Origin of the sequence: Sporosarcina sp. ACRSL, from assembly GCF_022346605.1 — a bacterium.
Classification (GTDB): domain Bacteria; phylum Bacillota; class Bacilli; order Bacillales_A; family Planococcaceae; genus Sporosarcina.
This window is the reverse complement of record NZ_JAKRNT010000011.1, coordinates 61082-81388: the sequence shown is the minus strand read 5'-3', so window position 1 is coordinate 81388 and position 20307 is coordinate 61082. Positions and strand designations below refer to the sequence as shown.

Genomic DNA, 20307 nt, shown 5'->3' with positions numbered 1-20307 from the left:
ATTTTTTCTACATTCACTACTTAAAATCAAAGACGCCAACGTAAAATCGGCACAGAAAAGCGGGTGGCCGCAAATTGACCACCCTTTATAAAGTTTTACTTAGCAAAAGGGCTTTTATGATCATACGAGTTGTTGTGTACAACATCTGAAATCAAATATTCATAAATATGATCTACAATTTCGATTCCGTTTTCTTCGTAGTTCTTTTCCCTTTCAGCACTTCTTTGTCCAGGGTAAGAAACTTGGTCGAAACCAGGAGCCGGTTTAATGTTGTTCAAATCTTGCATAGTTGTCGCAATGCTTTCTTGGAATGCGTTTAACGTTGTAAAGTATTCCGGATTAATAACAATGTGAAGCTGTCCAAGATTTCGATATTCAGTTAGATCATGGTACATGGAAGATACTTTGTTTCCAAATGGAAGGCCAAGTAAGATTCCAGATAAAACGTCCACCATCATCATTAGGCCGTATCCCTTTGGACCAGCAATCGGTACTAACGCATTTACTTTAAATGGATCAGTCGTCGGGTTTCCATCGCTATCAACTGCCCATGTATCTGGAATGGATTCGTTTTTCGAACGAGCGTGAAGAACTTTCCCCCATGCTTGAACGGTAGTAGCCATATCAAATGTAATATTCTCTCCGTTTTTGCCCGGAGCTGCAAAAGCAATCGGATTTGTTCCGTAATAAGGCTCTGCTCCGCCGAAAGGAACGACCATCGGATCCGATTGGCAAACCGAAATACCAATCAAATTCTCATTTGCTGCTTGTTGAACGAAGTAAGAAAGTGCACCACTATGTCCGATTCTTCTTACGCCTACAACAGCTACTCCATTTTCTTTTGCCATTTGAATTGCTTCGTCCATTGCCAACTTAGCTGCTACATGCCCTACCGCATTGTCGCCATCAAAAATAGCTGTGGCAGGACCGGTTTTTTCAAATTTGAATTCCGGATTTGCATTCAAGCCGCCTTTTGCAATTCGTTCTGCATAATACTCAACTCTCATTGCCCCGTGAGAATGAACTCCTCTGGCATCTGCATGAACAAGTACATCTGCAACGCCACGTGCATGTTCTTCAGTTAATCCAGCCTTATGCAGCTTTTTCGTAATCAACTCATTCAATTGCTCACTACTTAATCTCATTCCACACACCCCTATTAAGTTTTTCAACCGATAGATATATTCGAATAATGAATATTACTCAGCAAACGGGTTCTTATGGTCATATTGGTTATTATGGATGACATCCGATTTTAAATACTCATAAATGTCATCGACAATCTCAATTCCATTTTCCTTATAATCCTCGATGACAACATCGTTGTTTTGTCCAGGATAAAGGACTTTTGAGAAGCCCGGTGCAGGTTTGATTTGATTTAGATCGCTCATTGTTTCAGTGATACTATTTTTGAAATCATTCAGACCTGTAAAGAATGCCGGATTGATGACAATATGAAGCTGTCCTAATTTCCGGTACTGAGATAAATCTTCATACATGGAAGAAACTTTGTTACCGAACGGAAGGCCAAGAAGGATTCCAGATAGTACGTCTACCATCATTGCAAGACCATAGCCTTTTGGACCTGAAATCGGCAATAATGCATTTACTTTCATCGGATCTGTTGTTGGTTCGCCGTTGCTGTCAACAGCCCATGTGTCAGGAATGGATTCATTTTTTGAACGAGCATGAAGAATTTTACCCCAAGCTTGTACCGTCGTAGCCATATCCAATGTAATCATTCTGCCGTCACTGCTTGGTGCAGCGAAAGCAATCGGATTTGTTCCGTAATATGGCTCAGCACCGCCAAATGGAACGACCATCGGATCTGATTGACATACCGAGAAGCCGATTAAATCTTCACTTGCTGCTTGGTTCGTGAAGTATGAAATCGCTCCGCTATGAGAGATGTCTCGTACGCCGATAATCGCGACTCCACTTTCTTTCGCCATTTTAATTGCTTCATCCATAGCTAATTTCGCTGCTGTGTGGCCATTTCCGCCATCGCCATGAAATATACCAGAAGCAGGACCCGTTTTTTCAAATCTAAAATCCGGGTTTGTATTCATTCCGCCTTTGGCAATGCGTTCTGCATAATATTCCACACGGATTGCCCCGTGGGAGTGAATGCCTCGTTCGTCGGCAAACGTAAGGACGTCTGCCGCGACATCAGCATGCTCTTCATTCAGACCAGCTTTGTGAAGCTTCGTTTTTATAAGATTTTTTAATTCATCTCTACTTACTCTCATCATGACACCTCTTCATTGGGGATTTTTATAGCGATGCATCCCGATTGCAATCTTTGGAATAAACATATGTCAATGGCTCTCTACCAACTGCATACGCTGCTTGGTGTACATATGGCGCCATGAAGATATAATCGCCTTTTTTAACCGGAATCCATTCATTGTCAAGGTTATACATACCCTCACCAGACAATAGGTACGCACCGTGGCCTTGATAATGTGTTTCGACAAATGGGTGGCTTGCAGCCGGGTCGAATGAAAGAATATGGAAGTTCATATCGAACTCAACATCCAATGGCAACAAGTCTTTTAAGTGAACGTTGTGCATTTCATCATAGTCCATATACTCGATGTCGTTCGCATGGCCAGATACAACCCATGGCTTACGTCCGTCAGCAAGTGGCTGGTGTTTACGTTTGTAAAGGAATAGACGGGAATCACCTGACTCCATGTTTTCCAAATACATTTTCACGCCTGGTGGGCAATATAGATAGCCGCTCTCTTCTAGAATGAATTCTTGGTCATCTGCTTTTGCTTTCACTTTACCGCTAATAACGTAAACGAAGCATTGTACATCTTCTTCACCGCAGTATCCTTCAGTGTTTTTTCCACCTTCATGCAGTGTGACCATATAGTCTACAAAGTCTGCACCAAGTTTCGGTGAAGCTAAGATAGAGATTCTGCAATTTTCAAATCCAGGGATTACATTATTTACTAACCCTTCTGGAGCGATTAGTGCATATTGTCCAGGTTTAATAATAGATCTGCTTGTAAGAATATCTTTTGGATAACCCATCGTTACATTCTCCTCTGTTTGTCTATTTTTTCTTTGTGTTACTCTTTATACCCTAATTCGTAAAGTGCACCAATAAGTGCTTTTACGCCCTCTGCCAAGTCTTCTGGCTCTGTAAATTCAGCCGGATTATGGCTAATTCCTTTAAGACTTGGAACAAACAGCATCGCTGTCGGTACAACTGGAGCAAAGATTTGGGAATCATGCCCTGCACCACTGTGCATCAATTTGTAATTGAGTCCGTTGTCTTTACATTGTTTCTCGATAAGTTCAACGACCTTTTGATCCATTGGAACTGGATCTTCATCCATCCAAAGATCAATATTCATTTCCACTTCATGTTCTTTTGAGATATCCTGCATTCTCACTGTTATTTGTTCTGTAAAAGAAACAATGGCTTCTTTGTCAGTATGACGAACGTCGATTGTAAAAATGGCTTTACCCGGAACGACATTAACGATATTCGGAGAAGCTTCGATTTTACCGACTGTCGTAACAAGTGGATCACCGATTTCTCTTGCCATCGAAATGATTTCATGAATCATATGGCTAGCTGCATATACAGCATCTTTCCGATAACCCATCGGCGTTGTACCCGCATGGTTAGCTTCACCTGTTATTTCTACCGTATACCGTCTTTGCCCGACAATGTTGTTTACTACACCTACTGGGATTTTTTCTGTTTCTAGCACGCTTCCTTGCTCAACATGAACTTCTACGAAAGCCTTTAAGTCCTTACGCGGACCCTTTGACTCATCTCTGAAGCCGAAGCCTGCATTCTTCATTGCCTCGACAAACGGAATACCGTCAAAATCCTTGATCTCTTCAACATCTTCTCGTTTAGCTAAGCCAACGATGTTTTTAGATCCCCAGAACGAGTAAGGAAAACGGCTTCCTTCCTCTTCCGCCATCGAAACGACTTCGATATTCCTGACCGGTTGACCAAAATGCTTTTTCAAGTATTTCAATGCAAGAATTCCCGCGACAATTCCGTATGCACCGTCAAAACGGCCACCATTCTTCACAGTATCCACATGGGAGCCAGTCAAAACCGTTTCGTTTGTATTTGTACCTTTTAACGTCCCATATAAGTTCCCGATTTCATCAAACCGGGCTTCCAAGCCTTCGTTCTCAATCCATTCTTTCAGTGCGTGTTGACCATCCACCCACTCTTTTGTATAGAGTAAACGAGAAACGCCGCCTTCAGGGTCTTTTCCATATTCGGCTAACCATCTAAGCTTTCCAGCTGTTTCTTCAGCTAGTTGATCTAGCTGTTGTATAATGTCTTTCACATCGTTCACCTATTTCACCACCCTTTTCCACGCTATGTAAGTAAAATTATTTGGGTAACACTATTTATTGTTTGTAATACATGTGGATAGTATGCACTGAAATGTCTTTCATTTGAGTACGGTCTATCTCCACCCTTAATTGTAAATGTTGCTATCAAAATAGTCTTTGGCAACTGTAGATAAAGTTTTATATTTTATTTACCCACTTTGGATAGTTCGCATGAAAAAAGAGGCAGCATAACCAGCTGCCTCATCCTATTCTATCTTTTCCCTCTGAATCAGTTCGTAAATCTTCAGCCCCACTCGAACGGATAACATTTCTTCCGAATCATCAAAATCCATTCCTGTTATTTCTTTAATCCTCTCTAACCGATACACAACGGTCTTATAGTGTACAAAAAGGAGTTTGGCTGTTTGAGCGGCGTTTTGATTGCAATCCAAAAACGTTTGTAACGTTTCCAGCAAGTCTGATTGATTCGCTTGTTGATAATCTAGCAATTCCTTTAGCGATTGTGGAATAAATTGAAGCAACGCAGAGGAATCGTTAATATGGCGCAGCAATCTAAAAATCCCCAATTCCGAAAATGCGGTGATGGATGCTAAACCGTTCAACGTCGCACCTAAATCGAGTGCATCGTGAGCTTCCCTATAACTTTTAGGTATTTCGGAAATTTGATCTACTACATTCCCGATCCCGACTTGGACATCAATATCCTTCACTTGCTTAGCTAACAGTGATTGGATTGCTTCTGATGTTTTTTTAATTTCTTTCATCCAGGACGTATCATTTTTACCAGTCTTGTCAACTTTCCATAGAACAATAAATAAATTACTTTTCGTAGAAACGATGCCATTCGGTAAATAATGATGAATCGCTTCACGTAAAAGGTATTGGCTTCGATCGGATAAGCCACTCTTTTGGTTTGAAGAGCTTTCCGGATGACGATTGATTTTGAATAATACCGTAGTAAATGCGCCTGTGAAGTCCCAGCCGATGACATTCGCCTTTTCAAACACACTGTCCATTGATTGGATTCTTCCACTAATGAGTTCCTCAATCAAATCGTTTTTATATTTGTTTTCTACCTCTGCAACTGCAAATTGTTTTACTAATTCAAGAGATAAGGAAGTTGCCGCATTTTCAACAGCAATTAAATCAAGTTCCCCTAGTGATTTATTGAACTCACCAATCATTAAATACATTTTGTTATGGTTAAGCGTTTCAATCGGAACGACCATTTGATGGCCTTTAATATTATCCATTTCGGGGTATTTTACGATTTGCCGGTAATGAGGAAACTTTATTCCATCGGGTTGATCGTAGAAATGGACTTTCTCCACCATCTCAAACTTTTCAAGCTCAGGATTCGTAGAAACAATACAGCTGAAATTCCGATCAAACAGCGCGACGGGATTTCCGATGAGTTTCTCAAGTGTATGAATAATTTTTTCAAGACCTTTATCAGCAAGTGCTAAAGCGGTAAACCGGTCATGAATCTCTTTAAAATATTGTAGTTTTGTAACCTGTCTATTGAATAGCTCCCCCATGATTGGATACATGATATCGACAAATGGAATTTCCATTGGAAGCTGAATGATTGGCAATTTATTTTGTTCGGCCGCTTCAATCAACGGACGAACGATTTCTTCACTTTGTTTTTTGATGACAAGAGCACTTACTCTCTTTTCCCCTAAGTTCGCAATAAAATCTCCTAGCTCTTTTTCATTAAAATTACGAATTGAATAGAGGCTCGTTAAGATCACTTCTCCGCCCTTAATCCATTTTGCGATATCGGGCCCTTCCATGATTGTCACACCTGCTATTACATTATGAATATAATGATGCCCGCCTAAAACTTCAGCGTTCTTCATAGGTTCCATCGCTAATAAATCTTTAACCTGCAACTCCAATTGCGACAGTCCTTTCTACTTATATAAAGGCCATGTTAAATAACAGTGTTGATTTCCGCTACAGGCGGACGCTTTCCGCGGGCGTCGCCTCAGCCAATCGAACTGCGAAGGGTTCGATTTGCCGTATTTCTGCGCCTTTTGCAGAAATTAAGGCATCCTCAACAAATTCTGCTCGCAACGCTTCGCTTTTGCTCGCAAACGCCGTTCTTCGTAACGGCGTTCGCTGCAATCAACGTAGCTCCCTTAAATTAACAATGTAATGTAACAAAGCCTATATAAAAAAATTCCATAGCATGAAATATAATTCATCCTATTATACAATACTTACACAAAGCATATCTTACTTCAGAAAAGAGAGTGGCATCATGTCAAAAACAACGGTTATTTATAAACAAAGAGAAAATTACGAGCTTAAAGCCGACTTCTACCCGGCTTCCGATAAATCTCGACCGATAATTGTCTATATACACGGCGGTGGTCTTGTTTGGGGTTCCCGTGAAGATATGAAGCCCGAACAGATTGATTTTTATCAACGAGCCGGTTTTAATATCTTTTCAATCGATTATCGATTAGCTCCAGAAACCAAACTTCCCGCGATTAAAGAGGATATAGAAGACGCCCTCTATTGGGTTGAAAATGAAGGTACTCAGCAGTTTGACTACGATCCAACTAAGATTGCGGTCATTGGAAGCTCCGCGGGTGGCTTCCTTGCCCTTCTAACAGGAACCTTCAAGAATAAACCGAAAGCGATTATATCCTTTTATGGTTACGGTGAAATTATTGGCGATTGGGCAGTAAAACCGAGCCCTCATTATTCAGCTATGACAAACGTGCCAAGAGAGCTAGCCAAGATGCTTGTGAAGAACGATATTATATCAGTCGGCCCGATTGAAAAGCGGTATGCGATCTATATGCATGCAAGGCAGCATGGTGTTTGGATAGAGGAGATAAGTGGACTTATTCCAATGATTGAGAAAGAAGAGCTGTCAAAGTACTGTCCTCTGTACCACGTTGAAGCTGATTATCCACCAACTCTGCTTTTACACGGCACGAATGATGAAGACGTCCCCTACGAACAATCCGTCTTAATGGTGGAAAAACTACAAGAAATCGGGGTCGAAAGTAAACTCATCACAATTCCAGATGGCAAGCACCAATTCGATGAAGATTGGCAAAGCCCAGTCGTTCAAAATGCTTTCGAAGAAGTCGTTACCTTCTTAAATAACAACTTATAAAATCAATCACGCCTCGAAGTGATTGCGTCAGGATTTTGAATTGCGCTTGCGCAATTCACTCCCCTCAAAATCCGTGACATCATCCGGAGGAAAAACTTAAATTAGCAGTGGAACTGCTGATTTAAGTTTGTAAGACAAAAGGGCATGAGAGTAGAGTATACCTCACCGCCCTTTTTCTTTATCCACATTTAGTTTATATCGTTTGTATCGGTAACCGTCGTGCTCACTGTTTCCGTTTGCTTGCCTTGTACTTCATTACCGTATTCGTCCCAATCAAATAGGTTCTCCAATAGGAGTGCTAAAATGATCCCTACCAATAAACCGCTGCTAAGAACTGGACGAACGATACTTGGGATTGTAACAAAATAAGTAGCAGGAAGAGTCATAATGACAACACCTACAAACAATGGAACAGCTGAACGATAAACATTGACCGTATTGAATTTGACCTCTTTGAAGAAATTCAAGGAAGAGTTCAACAGAAGTAAGTAAGAGACGAACAACGCCGCGCTACCAATGCTTAACGGAAGCTGTGAGAAAAAGTGGCCGACTGGCGGAATAAGTCCCATAACGAGGAACATAAAGCCGCCAAGAACAAATGGAATTCTTTTTATAATTCCTGTTTGGCTCAAGAAACCAATTGATGAAACGTAAGGTGAATTCGGAACAAGTCCAAAAATACCTGCGATTAATGTGAAAACACCTGTAATCGTAAAGGATGCTCGATATTCGGATTTAGTCGTTTTCACGTTATACATATCTTCCGTACCTTTTAACGCACCAAACGTATTCGCCGCATTTAATAATCCCGCAATGACTGTCGTAATAATAATTCCCATGTCCCATGCTGGCTTCCCTAACGGAAATAGTTCGAGGCCAAACGATGTTGCTTCGCTAACTGCACTTTCCGGTTTGAAAATAATCGCATAAATGATCCACCCGCCGATGATTCCAATAAGTAAACCGTATCGACGAATGCTTGATGGTGCCTTTACGCTGATCACGATCACAATAATTGCGATAACGATCGATAATAACGATACACCTACATCGATAGACGCGTCCGCAGCCTGGTTACCAAATGGAATGCCTAGCATCCCCTTTAAAAAGATGCCTATCAATTGACAACCGAATAAAAACATAAACACGCCCATGACAGCAGGGGTGAATAACTTAGCGATGCGAGGACCTATCCCCGTTACACCAATTAAAAACGTCAAAATCGCGACGATAATAATTCCGACTGTCAAACTGCCGCCCAAGATATCTAAAGGCATCCCTTGTGCCACAGCCGTAGAAACGAGCGTTAAAATGACTCCCCACCAAAGGCCTGATTGCCCTTCCATAATAGCTCGCTTATGGCCGAAAAATGCTTGGATTATACATGCCAACCCTGTCACGATAAAGGATAGCTGAAGCATATTGACTATTGTCCCTGGCGAAAGTTCAAAAGCCGCTCCAACGGTAATTGGGATGACAACGATGTTCGTAAAAATAAAAAAGAGCCACTGTAAGCCCGAAATCCAGTTACTTGATTTTAATAACTCGTTAATAATAATCACCTTTCTTTTTATGCATAACAACAGCTTTAATGCCTATGAGAATGCCGACTAATGTATCTGCACCGGATGTATGACCAATCCCCTTCATCTCTTCAATCGCTTTTGAAAATTCGGTTACTGGTCGTTTGCCCAAAGCATTGCACACGTTTAGAAGATGTGAATGAAACTTATTTTCAGTCGCGTAAAGAAGATACTCAAGTGCAATATGTGTCGTTCTTTTCCGGCCCCGTTCGACCAAATAGGATTGGAGCTGGTGTATAAACGCTTGGTTTGTCCCTTCAAGTGCTGAAAAGACCGCACAAATCCCAGTTATACAATCATCGCCGCTAGGAGTGAGCCCAAGACCTCTGCCGATCCAGTAATCGAAGACCTTTTCAGCATCGGTACTTTCTTCATTGAATGCGAGATTTTGCAACCTCTCCAATTCATCTATAACGGGGAAATCCTTGGTAGTAGACGATGAAGGATTCAACACATACTGAATGAAACGCTTTTTTTCTTCCTCTGATTGGGCCAGGCCGATTTGCCAATCAGCTTGCATCAATGTATTTGCGAGTATTGTAAAATTTTCTTCCAATCTCATCAATTCATAGTGAGCTTGTTGTACTTTATGGTTTGTCCAATTCACCCGGTCGAGCGACAGTATAATCCCTTTAGGAAAAATGAGTGAAACGGATCGTTCATCCCAATAAACGTCCGAGTTCACAGCAAGCAGCTTCGTAAGCAATGTTGCCTGTCCTTGCTCCATGCCAATTCCAAACGGAGCAACACCATTCCCAACCGCGCCAACATGAACAAGATGGTCGCCAAACGCTAAGTTGAAGCTCGTATTAAAAACACTATGGATATGGCCTTTCGACTGTTTATCAAAAATCCGGGTAATATCATCACTCGCTACGAAGGCAGTCAATACAAAAGCTCTGCCATCATGATCGGGATTTAAATTCTTTGAATTAAACAATATGTTCACCCCAGACCTACATTTAAATCCAATGTATAGTATTCCCCTATTTTTAACCTTTATCTATTACATTCTACAGCTACAGATTGAAAATGTCATTGTTTACTATGACCAATTTATGCTTTGATTTTTGTTTATTTTTAACGTAAAATATATTATATAGAGAAAACAGCGAGGTTTCTGATTGAAATTTAGAGCTAGAGGGGTTTATACATGAAGACGATAAATGATCTATTTATTTTGGAAGGTATGAAAGAAGCGATTGTACTCGCTGGTCACCGCGGTCTGACGAGAAACGTACAATTTGTAAATATTTCCGATACGCCCGATGTCATTAATTTTTTGGCTGAAAATCATCTTCTCCTTTCAACCGGATATGCATTCAAGGATGATACGGAGAAATTCTGCCAGTTAATCAGACAAATGCATGACTTAAATTGTTCAGGTCTGGTCATTAAGATAAGCAGGTTCTTCCATCAACTGCCGCCTGAAGTAAAATTACTCGCCGATGATTTAGCGTTTCCGATTATTGATTTACCAACAACTCACACATTAGGTGAAGTGTCTCGCCATATTTTAAATTATTTGAATGACGCTGAAGCTGAGCAGCTGTATTATGCCTTGCATGTTCAAAAAGAATTTTCCAATATGCTCATTAAAGGATACAGTCTAAGTGCTCTGCTAGAACAGTTAGGCTATCTTTTGGCTCGTCCTTCCCTTTTATTGAATCACAGGGGAGAAATGATCGCCCAAAGCCATGACTTTGTAAAAGAATCAATGAAGGACGTTAAAGAGGAGATCCTTCTGAAGGTAAAAGAAAACATACATGCTGCACGTGAAGGGACAACCTTTTCAATCCCGTCAAGGGAACATCAATCCGTGTCGACGTTTCCAGTTCATACGAAGCGTCAATATCCAAGCATGCTCGTTATTTTCGATTCACTTACGTTACCCTACCCTTCTTCACAAATGGCAATTGAACAGGCAGGCAATGTCATTTCATTTACAATCGTGAAAGAGCAAGCCATTGAAGAAAACTCCAGATTGCTAAAAAACAACTTCTTTGCTGATTTGATTGAAATGAAAATCCAGTCCGATGAAGAAATATTTAGCCGTTCAAACTATTATGGACTCCAAAAAGGCATGGAGAACGTTTGTGTCGTCTGTACAATTGATGCCCAAGGGGAAATCTATGAGACCTTACAGCTTTACGAAAAAAAGGTTGGAGAACTGCATAATAGCGTGTACGACCAGCTCGAGGATGAAATTATTAATGAAGGGTTAGAAGCTACTTTATTCACAAAAGGAAAGTACTTCGCGATGATCTTACAGTTTTCGAAATATAGTGATGAAGAAATTGATAAGATTACACACTTCATCGAAAATGTTCAAGCCAGCTTTAATGGAGATTTCACTCTTTCCTTTGGGGTCAGCCATTCGGTTCCGTCACTCAAAGAAATACCGACGGCTTATTATGAAGCCGTGGAAGCGATCATGACGGGATACGAACAAAATCTAAAAGGGTTTATCAAATATTACAAAACAAGGGATTTGGAGGAGTTGTTGAAGACCCTTCCTCGCAAAGACTTAAAGGCCCTTTATGAGAACACGTTGAAATCATTAGCGTATCCAAAAACAAAGGAAGAGCAAGAATTAATCAAGACGATTCAAGTCTATTTAGATGCGCAATGCGAGTTTTCGGAAACGTCGAGAAAACTATTCGTTCATCGGAATACGGTGAAATATCGAATCGAAAAAGCAGAGGAAGTATTAAACTGCTCCCTCCGCGACCCAGCCGACTCGTTACGCATCCGCGTAGCCCTCGTTATTGGTGCCATACTAAAAGAAGACGATGAAGCGTGAAAAGCGCAAAACACCTGCTTAAACTAGAGAGCAAATAGGGGTTGTCCAGAAAATCAAAAAACCGACTTTCTGGACAACCTCTTTTTAACTAATAAAACTGTACTGTTGATTTCCGCTCCAGGCGGACGCTTTCCGCGGGCGAGCGCTGAGCCGCTTCGTCGTTACGCTCGGCTTCACTCCTGCAGGGTCTCAGCTGTCTCGCTTTCCCGCAGGAGTCGCCACCTTCCGCTTCAATCAACGGAAGCGGATTTTGATGATCAATTAAAAAAGAACACAAAGTAAGCCCCATAAGATTGTGGTGTTACATATGAACAAATTTCGCCATGTCTATTTGGGATAATCATTTATTTAGTGTCACCTATTGCTTGGAGTGCAGGCGCTCGACTCCTGCGAACGCGGTTACGAAGAACGGCGTTTGCGAGCATAAGCGTAGCGTTGTGAGCAGAATGAGGATGCCTTAATTTCTGCAAAGATCGCAGAAATTAAGGCAAATCGAACTCTTCGTGGTTCGATTGGCTCAAGCCATGCCCGCGGAAAGCGAGCGCCGGAACGGAAAGCAACTTTTTATAGGATTACTATAGTAAAAGAAAAACTGTAGACAAACGCCAATATTCTGGTGTTTATCTACAGTCTTTTTTTATTTTTAAGCGTTCACTTTTTGTGCAGCGGTGATTTCTCCGTTTTCAAACACGACTTCACCGTTGACAATTGTTGATTTAACTTTTCCTTTGAACGTCATGCCGACGTAAGGAGAGTGTTGGTGACGATAGAATAAGTCTTCGTTCGTCAGCTCGAAACTTTCTTCCAAGTTTACAAGTGCTAGGTCGGCATCATAGCCTGCAGCAATAGTTCCCTTATTATCAAGTCCGAACAATTTTGCTGGGTTTGTAGCTGTTAGGGCAACGATTTTCTCTAATGGAAGGTTACGTTTGAAATACCCTTCCGTTAACATGATGTTCAATGTTGATTGAGCACCGGAAATTCCGCCCCAACCTTCAAAATAGTTATCTGTAATTGTTTTCATAGATGCTGGAGCTGGTGAATGGTCAGAAGCGATGACGTTGATTTCCCCATTCACGACTGCCGCCCATAGATCTTCGACTTCGTCTTCATCGCGCAACGGAGGGCAGCACTTCGCCAATCCGCCTTTTTCTTCAAGGTCTTTGACAGTTAACGATAAATAATGCGGGCATGTTTCAACAGTTATATCTACGCCACGATCTTTCGCTGCCTGAATGACTTCAACGACTTTTCTGCTGCTTGCATGGACAACATGCACTTTACAGCCAGTCGCTTCGGCATATGAAATGATTCTTCTGACAGCTTCAATTTCAGAGATGATCGGTCTTGATTCAACAAAATCTCTTGCAGTTGTCTTCCCTTGTTTTTGCTTTTCATCAGCAAGTTGATCACAAATGACTGTGCTTTCCGCGTGAACTGCAAGAAGGGAGCCAAGGGAAGCGATTTCTTTCATCCCTTTGAAAATCGTTTCATCATCAACATGATTGAAATCAGCGATACCGCTCGGTGACATAAACGCTTTGAATCCGATAACGCCATTTTCATGGAGTTCTTTTAGATCTTCAATATTTTCAGGAACAAGGCCGCCCCAGTAATAAGGATTCACGATTGATTTTTCCTCGGCGCATGCCTTTTTCAAGTCTAAGTTTTCTTTATTGATCGTTGGAGGAGTACTATTTAAAGGCATATCAAAGAAAGAAGTTACTCCACCAGCTGCTAAGCTTCGACTTCCTGTCTCTAGCCCTTCCCATTCCGTTCTTCCTGGCTCATTGAAGTGGACGTGTGTATCAATTAATCCAGGTAATACATGAAGCCCTTCTGCATCGATTACTCGATCTGCTGAGCCTTGAAGTGATTGACCTACTTCTTTAATTTTGCCGTCTTTAATGGCAATATCTCCTTGGACAATGAATTCAGCTGTGACAATCTTGCCGTTTTTAATAAGTAAATCGTATGTAGTCATCTTTCATTCCTCCACGTATGTAGTCCCCTTTGCTATTGACGATAGGACAATAGCAAAGAGGTTGACTGAATTATTTGCTTGCAGAAATCAATTTGCCGATCGGCTCTCCGACAATGCCTTTTTCCAAGTCGAATACGACATTTCCGCGAACGATTGTTTTGGTTACGCGGCAATCAATTTTTCTGCCTTCATATGCACTATGTTTGTTTTTGTAGTAAAGGTCTTCCCTTTTCACCGTATAAGACTGGTTAGGGTCCACTAAAATGATATCCGCATCTTTTGAAACGGCGATTTCACCTTTATGTGCAATATTGAAACGTTCAGCTGGATTCGTTGCAATTAAATCAACGAATTTATGAACAGGTAGACCGCGTTGTTTCACAGCCAAGTCAAACATAAGGTCGACGTTGTTTTGCGCACCGCTAATTCCGCCCCATGCTTCCCATAGCGTCCCTTGCTTCAAGTCCTCCGTACAAGGGGAATGGTCAGATGTTAACCAGTCGATGTTCCCAGCAAGAAGCTCGTCCCATAATTTCGCTTGATCTTCCGCTTTTCTGATTGGAGGCTGACATTTTGCACGAGGGCCAATTTCATCGACTTGATCGGCAGTAAATGCAAAATAGTGAGGGCATGATTCAACCGTTACATCTACACCTTCTTCACGCGCTTTCAAAATCGTCTGGATTGCCTCTGACGTACTAATATGGACAAGGTGCAATTTACAGCCAGTTTCTTTAGCAAATAAAATTGCACGTTGAACGGCTTCCACTTCTGTAAATACCGGACGTGATTCCGCATATTCCACTCCGGAATTTTTGCCTTCTCTTGCAAATTCCTTTGCAAGGCCAGATGGAACTGCTCCGTTTTCTGCGTGGATGCATAGGATTTGATCCAATTCAGCCAGCTTTTGCATGCCTTTGTACAATGTGAAATCATCCACATTTATAAAATCATCTGGAATATCACTTGTTATATCAGATAAGAAACATTTGAAAGCGAGAACGCCAGCGTCAGACATTTCCTTTAGCTTATCTACATTCCCAGGGACGAGTCCGCCATAAAATGCATAGTCGACGTAGTTTTGGTCAACAGCAGCTTCTAGTTTCAAGTCTAATGCAGCTTTGTTAGTTGTAGCCGGCAGGGCATTCAGTGGCATTTCAACATAGCTTGTCGTTCCGCCAGCAGCTAACGATTTCGATCCTGTTTCGAAACCTTCCCACTCTGTACGTCCAGGTTCGCTAATGTGTACATGTGTATCAATCATTCCTGGCATAACGTATTGGCCAGTTGCATCGATCACTTCTTTTGCCTCTTCCGTGATTTGTTCCGCAATACAAGAGATTTTTTCATCTTTAATCCCGATATCAACTTTGTAAACACCATCACGTAATACTACGTTTCCACCTTTAATAACTAAATCATATGCCATTTAAAATTCCCCTTTCAACTATCAATGAATTTTACATACATCAACATTTTTATGCTAAATATCAGTTTCGGCATTTCTAATGTTAACTATTCTCCTTCGTTAATTCCGGAGTTTTGTCTAACACCGATCTTTTTGCCGACGCTGATTGAAGCACTGTGTAAAGAATAAAGGCTACAATGATCCCGACAAACCAAGACATATCGTAAAGCGGTTTAAATAAGGGAACAACATTACCGATCAAACAAACGACACCTGCAATAACTGTTGTGACAATCGCATTTACATTGAAACCGTTTTTATAATGGTACCTTCCCTTCTTCGCATCATATAACGCATTCAAGTCGATATGCTTTTTAGCGATGATGAAATAGTGGGCTAACATAATACCGGTAACCGGAGCTAAAATACCGCCAACAATGTTCAGGAAAGTAAATACTCCTGTTGCACTCTCCATCAATTTCCACGGCATCGTGAGAATCCCGATAATGGCTGCAAGAATGGCACCAGATTTGAAAGTCAGTTTTTTCGGGAATAAGGATGCTAGTTGGTATCCCGCAGGTACAATATTTCCTGTAACGTTAACCGACAATGTTGTTAAACATAGAGTAAGGACAGAAATAGCGATTGCAAACGTACTGTCAAATCTAGCTACAACATCAAGTACGTTCCATATTGGTGTCCCGAAAGCGATTTCAGAGCCAACAATAATCGAGATGCTCGCAATCGCAAATAACAGGTATGCCACTACAAGTCCAGCGGTTTGTCCAACTGCCTGTGCTTTCGTAGATTTCGCTAGCTTCGTGAAATCTGATACGTTTACAATCGGCGCTGCCCATGCTGCGATCACTGCTGTTACCGCTGCAAAGAAGATGATGATTTTATTACCAGCAACTCCTGAGCCTGTGTATTCTAAAATAGGTCCAATTCCACCCGCTAAATTTATGGCCCAAATTGCCATACCACCAAATACGATGTAAACAAGCGGTGAGAGGATGTTCGTGAATTTCCCTAAGAACCCCATGCCTCCATAAATTAAAGCAACATTAAACAACCAAAACAGTACAAACGAAATCATCGCTGGCAAAGTCAAACCTAGTAAGTTCCAATCTCCGCCTAATGTTAAATATGTCGGCCAAAGCTTGCCGATTAAGATTGACAACGCTTGACTTCCTGCGTATGTCTGAAATCCAAACCACATAATTGCCGAAATAACTCCCCTTAAAACGCCGGGAATCATTGCTCCTTTCGGTCCATACGATAAACGCAACAACATCGCAAATGGCAAGCCATATTTTGAACCCGCATGACCGTTAAGAACTAACATCGCCGCTATGATAACGGAAGCAACCAAAATAGCTGCAAATACTTGACCAACCGACATTCCTAAAGCAAAAAGACCGCCGATGGCAATATAGTTTGGAATGTTGTGGACGGAGCCCATCCATACAGAGAAGAAATTCCCTATGCCCCAATTCCGATTTTTTTCTTGAGTTGGCAAAACGTCTTTGCTATATCCAGCTGCTAACGCATCCTGTCTATTCAATTGACTCAAAAAAACTCCTCCTAAAATGATTCACTATCTATCGACACACTTTGTCTATTCGTAATGAATGATATTATTAATTAATACATGAGTTAACTGAATGTTTTTGTACAATAATAGTTAACAGCATTATTATAAGACAATAAAAGCAATAATTCTTTAGTTTAGTTAACCAAAAGATTCAACTTTTATTATCTAATGTTAATAAGGAGGGTAATCAATATGTTCACTATAGACAACGATTTGTTCAAAAGAAACAACAGAAAAACCTCGTGAAGAGTCCATCTCCATGAGGCGATTCTAAAGGTATATTATTTCTCAAAAATCGTCCCTTTTTTAAAACTTGACCCTGTAAAAGCAAACTTCGATAAAAGATAATACGCTATTCCAGCCACGACTACACCAATAATCCATGCAAGCTTAACCACTATAAACGCAGCGGCTGCACCGATCAGCATCGCAAGCAAACCTGCTTTATTAAATCCGGCAAAAGGACCATCTTCCTTGTATAAATCAGTAACATTGACCCTCTGTTTTCTTAAAATATAATAGTCGACTAACAGAATTGAAATAACTGGCCCTAAAAACGCGGAATAAATAAGAATGAACATATCCAGACCTGTAGCCGACGACTCTTTAATAAGCAACCAAGGGAATGCGCCTAGCGCAAGCAGTCCTGTAATAATGGCGGATGTTTTGTATTTCAGTTTCGTCAACATTGTAATAACATAAACCGGCGGGATAATATTTGCGACCATATTTGTCGCAATTACCGTAAATACGATAAATGCAGATACCGCAACAGCAAGAATGTCGTTATTTAGTACGACCGGGAGTGCTAGTGCAGGATTTGTTATACCTGTTGCTGCGGCAAGCATTGCACCGATGACAATAACAAAACCATATGAAAGGGTAATCGGGAAAAAGTATAAGGATGCACGTTTCTTATCACTCATACCAGTTTTCAGCTCTCTGGAATAGTCTGCCGCACTTACAAAAATACCGGCATAATTCCCTAGGAAGACCATGATGAGACCGAAGAACGGCAATCCCCATGAGCCTTTTGCTTGTACCCAATTTTGTGTAATTTCAGCACTGTAGTTCGACAAAAGAATTACAAATACATAAATCAATCCCACAATGAAAACGACAGATGCAATTGTTTCTACCCATTTAACTGCATGGAAGCCGAATAACGAAAGTACAATTTGGAATAATTGTAGCGCGACAAAACAAATAAAAATATTATTAAAGGATCCACCTGTAATAATCTTGGCAATCTCGTTTAAGGCAGTTCCGCCAATCCAGCTTTGAATACCGTACCAAACGATGGCAGGTATACCACGTAATAGTGACGATATAACCGTTCCTTTTACCCCGAACGACATTCTAAGCTGAACAACATATGGAATGCCTTTTCTGTAGCCCAGTCGATCATTTAAAGCAAAGACAGTGGAAATGATTGCAATTGCGACAAGAGCAGCCAAAATTGTTTGGAAGATGTTTAGTGTTGCCACACCTGCTACAATTACACTGGCCCCTAACGTCATATTCCCTAAGTTGACGCCGTCGCCAATCCACATAAATATATAGTCTTTCGGTTTAACCGTCCGATCTTTATCAGTTTTTGGATGTAGTGATTCATCCAACCCCGTAGCATGTTCGATCTGCGAGTCCGGACTTGCATTATTTGTAGACATAAACCATACTCCTTTGTATTGTGTGAAGTACTTACAGAGGATCCCGAAAGTGTAAATTTATTTCATTCAAGGACAACATATTAATAAATAGTATTATGTACTTCTTTTCCTTTATTATGTGCAATACAAAAATGCCCCAGGGAGAACGATTCTCCGTGAGGCATTTCGTGTTTATAAATTTACTTTTCGAAGATTGTTCCTTTTTTGAAGCTTGAATCTTTAAAGGCATACTTCGATAGAAGATAATATGCTGTTCCTGCGACAACTACACCGATGATCCATGCGATATCAACCACTAGGAACGCAGCGGCAGCACCGATCAGCATTGCAAACAAACCTGCTTTATTAAATCCTGCATAAGGACCTTCTTCATTGTACAAATCAGTAACATTGACTTTTTGTTTTCTGAGAATATAATAGTCGACTAACAGGATTGAAATGACCGGTCCTAAGAACGCGGAATATATCAGAATGAACATGTTCAAACCTGTAGCTGATGATTCTTGAATAAGCAACCAAGGGAATGCGCCTAACGCAAGCAATCCTGTAATAATTGCTGATGGTTTGTATTTTAGTTTCGTTAACATTGTAATAACATAAACTGGCGGGATAATGTTCGCCACCATATTTGTCGCAATTACCGTAACAACGATAAATGCAGAGACAGCAACAGAAAGAATATCATTATTCAGGACTACCGGAAGTGCTTGGGCAGGATTCGTGATACCCGTTGCAGCGGCAAGCATTGCACCGATGATAATAACGAAACCGTATGAAAGAGTGATTGGCACAAAGTATAATGCACCACGTTTCTTATCACTTAGGCCAGTTTTCAGTTCTCTTGAGTAGTCAGCTGCACTTACAAAAATACCAGCATAGTTCCCTAGGAAGACCATAATGAGTCCGAAGAACGGCAAGCCCCATGAGCCTTCTGCTTGGATCCAGTTTTGTGAGATTTCAGTGCTGTAGTTTGACACAAGAAGAGTAAATACATAAATAAGCCCGACTGAGAAGACAATTGATGCAATTGTTTCTACCCATTTAACTGCATGGAAGCCGAATAATGAAAGTACAATTTGGAATAATTGAAGCGCTACGAAACAAATAAAGATGTTATCGAAGGACCCGTCTGTAGCAATCTTCATAATTTCGTTTAAGGCAGTTCCACCGATCCAGCTTTGAATACCGTACCAAACGATGGCAGGTATACCTCGTAAGAGTGATGAGATCACTGTTCCTTTTATACCAAAGGACATTCGAAGCTGTATAACGTAAGGGATTCCTTTTTTGTAGCCTAGTCGGTCATTCAAAGCAAAGACAGTTGAAATGATCGCGATTGCGGCTAAAGCTGCTAAAATTGTTTGGAAGATGTTTAGTGTTGCGACACCTGCTACAATTACACTGGCCCCTAACGTCATATTACCTAAGTTGACGCCGTCGCCAATCCACATAAAGATATAATCTTTCGGTTTAACCGTTCGATCCTTATCGGTCTTCGGATGTAGTGATTCATCCAATCCAGTGGCATGTTCAATTTTTGTATCGTAACTTTCGTTAACTGTAGACATATGCCATGCTCCTTTGCATTGTATGTTGTAGTTCGAAATTATCCTCATATAATAAACGGCCGGTTATAATTTGTTTTTAGTTGCAAACAAATAAGGTTAAATCAGCCTTTTCATATCCTTAGAGAACGTTTCCGTTGTTTACAATAGTTATTATACATAGCTTTATGAGGCTGGTCTTTATGTCTATTTAACAAAGTTAACAAAGCTCCGCTATATACTC

Annotated in this window: 15 protein-coding genes; 2 read left to right on the top strand and 13 right to left on the bottom strand. The window is 40.9% G+C overall.

Translation table 11 applies throughout. The annotated features are described in order from the left end of the window. Positions 1-95 precede the first annotated feature (95 nt). The 6 genes from allD (MHZ92_RS16490) to MHZ92_RS16465 form a co-directional block, all read right to left on the bottom strand. On the bottom strand, positions 96-1145 hold the full coding sequence (gene allD / locus MHZ92_RS16490) for an ureidoglycolate dehydrogenase (RefSeq protein WP_239432805.1): 1050 nt from the start codon (positions 1143-1145) through the stop codon (positions 96-98). A 54-nt stretch (positions 1146-1199) separates the two neighbouring features. Then, complete coding sequence (gene allD / locus MHZ92_RS16485) at positions 1200-2249, bottom strand: ureidoglycolate dehydrogenase (protein WP_239432804.1); 1050 nt, start codon at positions 2247-2249, stop codon at positions 1200-1202. A gap of 25 nt (positions 2250-2274) precedes the next feature. Then, on the bottom strand, positions 2275-3042 hold the full coding sequence (gene allE, locus MHZ92_RS16480; protein ID WP_239432803.1) for a (S)-ureidoglycine aminohydrolase: 768 nt from the start codon (positions 3040-3042) through the stop codon (positions 2275-2277). 38 nt (positions 3043-3080) lie between these two features. Further along, positions 3081-4331, bottom strand: a complete 1251-nt coding sequence (gene allC / locus MHZ92_RS16475) for an allantoate deiminase (protein ID WP_370644773.1) — start codon at positions 4329-4331, stop codon at positions 3081-3083. A gap of 255 nt (positions 4332-4586) precedes the next feature. Beyond that, positions 4587-6212, bottom strand: a complete 1626-nt coding sequence (locus MHZ92_RS16470) for a PucR family transcriptional regulator (protein WP_255723618.1) — start codon at positions 6210-6212, stop codon at positions 4587-4589. An 88-nt stretch (positions 6213-6300) separates the two neighbouring features. After that, positions 6301-6471, bottom strand: a complete 171-nt coding sequence (locus tag MHZ92_RS16465) for a hypothetical protein (protein WP_239432801.1) — start codon at positions 6469-6471, stop codon at positions 6301-6303. 136 nt (positions 6472-6607) lie between these two features. On the opposite strand from MHZ92_RS16465, the gene MHZ92_RS16460 reads away from it, so the two are divergent. Continuing rightward, a complete protein-coding gene (locus MHZ92_RS16460; RefSeq protein WP_239432800.1) occupies positions 6608-7477 on the top strand; it encodes an alpha/beta hydrolase in 870 nt (289 codons plus the stop codon). 188 nt (positions 7478-7665) lie between these two features. Here the strand turns inward: MHZ92_RS16460 and MHZ92_RS16455 are convergent, their stop codons facing one another. Beyond that, complete coding sequence (locus MHZ92_RS16455) at positions 7666-9039, bottom strand: uracil/xanthine transporter (RefSeq protein ID WP_239432799.1); 1374 nt, start codon at positions 9037-9039, stop codon at positions 7666-7668. Then, the gene (locus tag MHZ92_RS16450) at positions 9026-10000 is read right to left on the bottom strand and encodes a DUF2877 domain-containing protein (protein WP_239432798.1); all 975 of its coding nucleotides are present in this window, start codon (positions 9998-10000) and stop codon (positions 9026-9028) included. Before MHZ92_RS16450 ends, MHZ92_RS16455 begins: the two co-directional genes overlap by 14 nt. Positions 10001-10213: 213 nt before the next feature. On the opposite strand from MHZ92_RS16450, the gene MHZ92_RS16445 reads away from it, so the two are divergent. Continuing rightward, positions 10214-11863, top strand: a complete 1650-nt coding sequence (locus tag MHZ92_RS16445) for a PucR family transcriptional regulator (RefSeq protein ID WP_239432797.1) — start codon at positions 10214-10216, stop codon at positions 11861-11863. Between the two features lie 643 nt (positions 11864-12506). Here MHZ92_RS16445 and MHZ92_RS16440 read toward each other — a convergent pair. The 5 genes from MHZ92_RS16440 to MHZ92_RS16420 form a co-directional block, all read right to left on the bottom strand. Further along, positions 12507-13847 carry an allantoinase gene (locus MHZ92_RS16440; RefSeq protein WP_239432796.1) on the bottom strand — a complete coding sequence of 447 codons (1341 nt, stop codon included), beginning with the start codon at positions 13845-13847 and terminating at the stop codon, positions 12507-12509. A 70-nt stretch (positions 13848-13917) separates the two neighbouring features. Further along, complete coding sequence (gene allB / locus MHZ92_RS16435; RefSeq protein ID WP_239432795.1) at positions 13918-15276, bottom strand: allantoinase AllB; 1359 nt, start codon at positions 15274-15276, stop codon at positions 13918-13920. An 82-nt stretch (positions 15277-15358) separates the two neighbouring features. Beyond that, complete coding sequence (gene allW, locus MHZ92_RS16430) at positions 15359-16828, bottom strand: allantoin permease (RefSeq protein WP_239432794.1); 1470 nt, start codon at positions 16826-16828, stop codon at positions 15359-15361. Positions 16829-17130: 302 nt separating this feature from the next. Next, a complete protein-coding gene (locus MHZ92_RS16425; protein WP_239432793.1) occupies positions 17131-18519 on the bottom strand; it encodes an NCS1 family transporter in 1389 nt (462 codons plus the stop codon). A gap of 179 nt (positions 18520-18698) precedes the next feature. Next, positions 18699-20087 (bottom strand): NCS1 family transporter, encoded by a 1389-nt coding sequence (locus MHZ92_RS16420; RefSeq protein ID WP_239432792.1) that lies wholly within the window; start codon positions 20085-20087, stop codon positions 18699-18701. Positions 20088-20307: the final 220 nt, after the last annotated feature.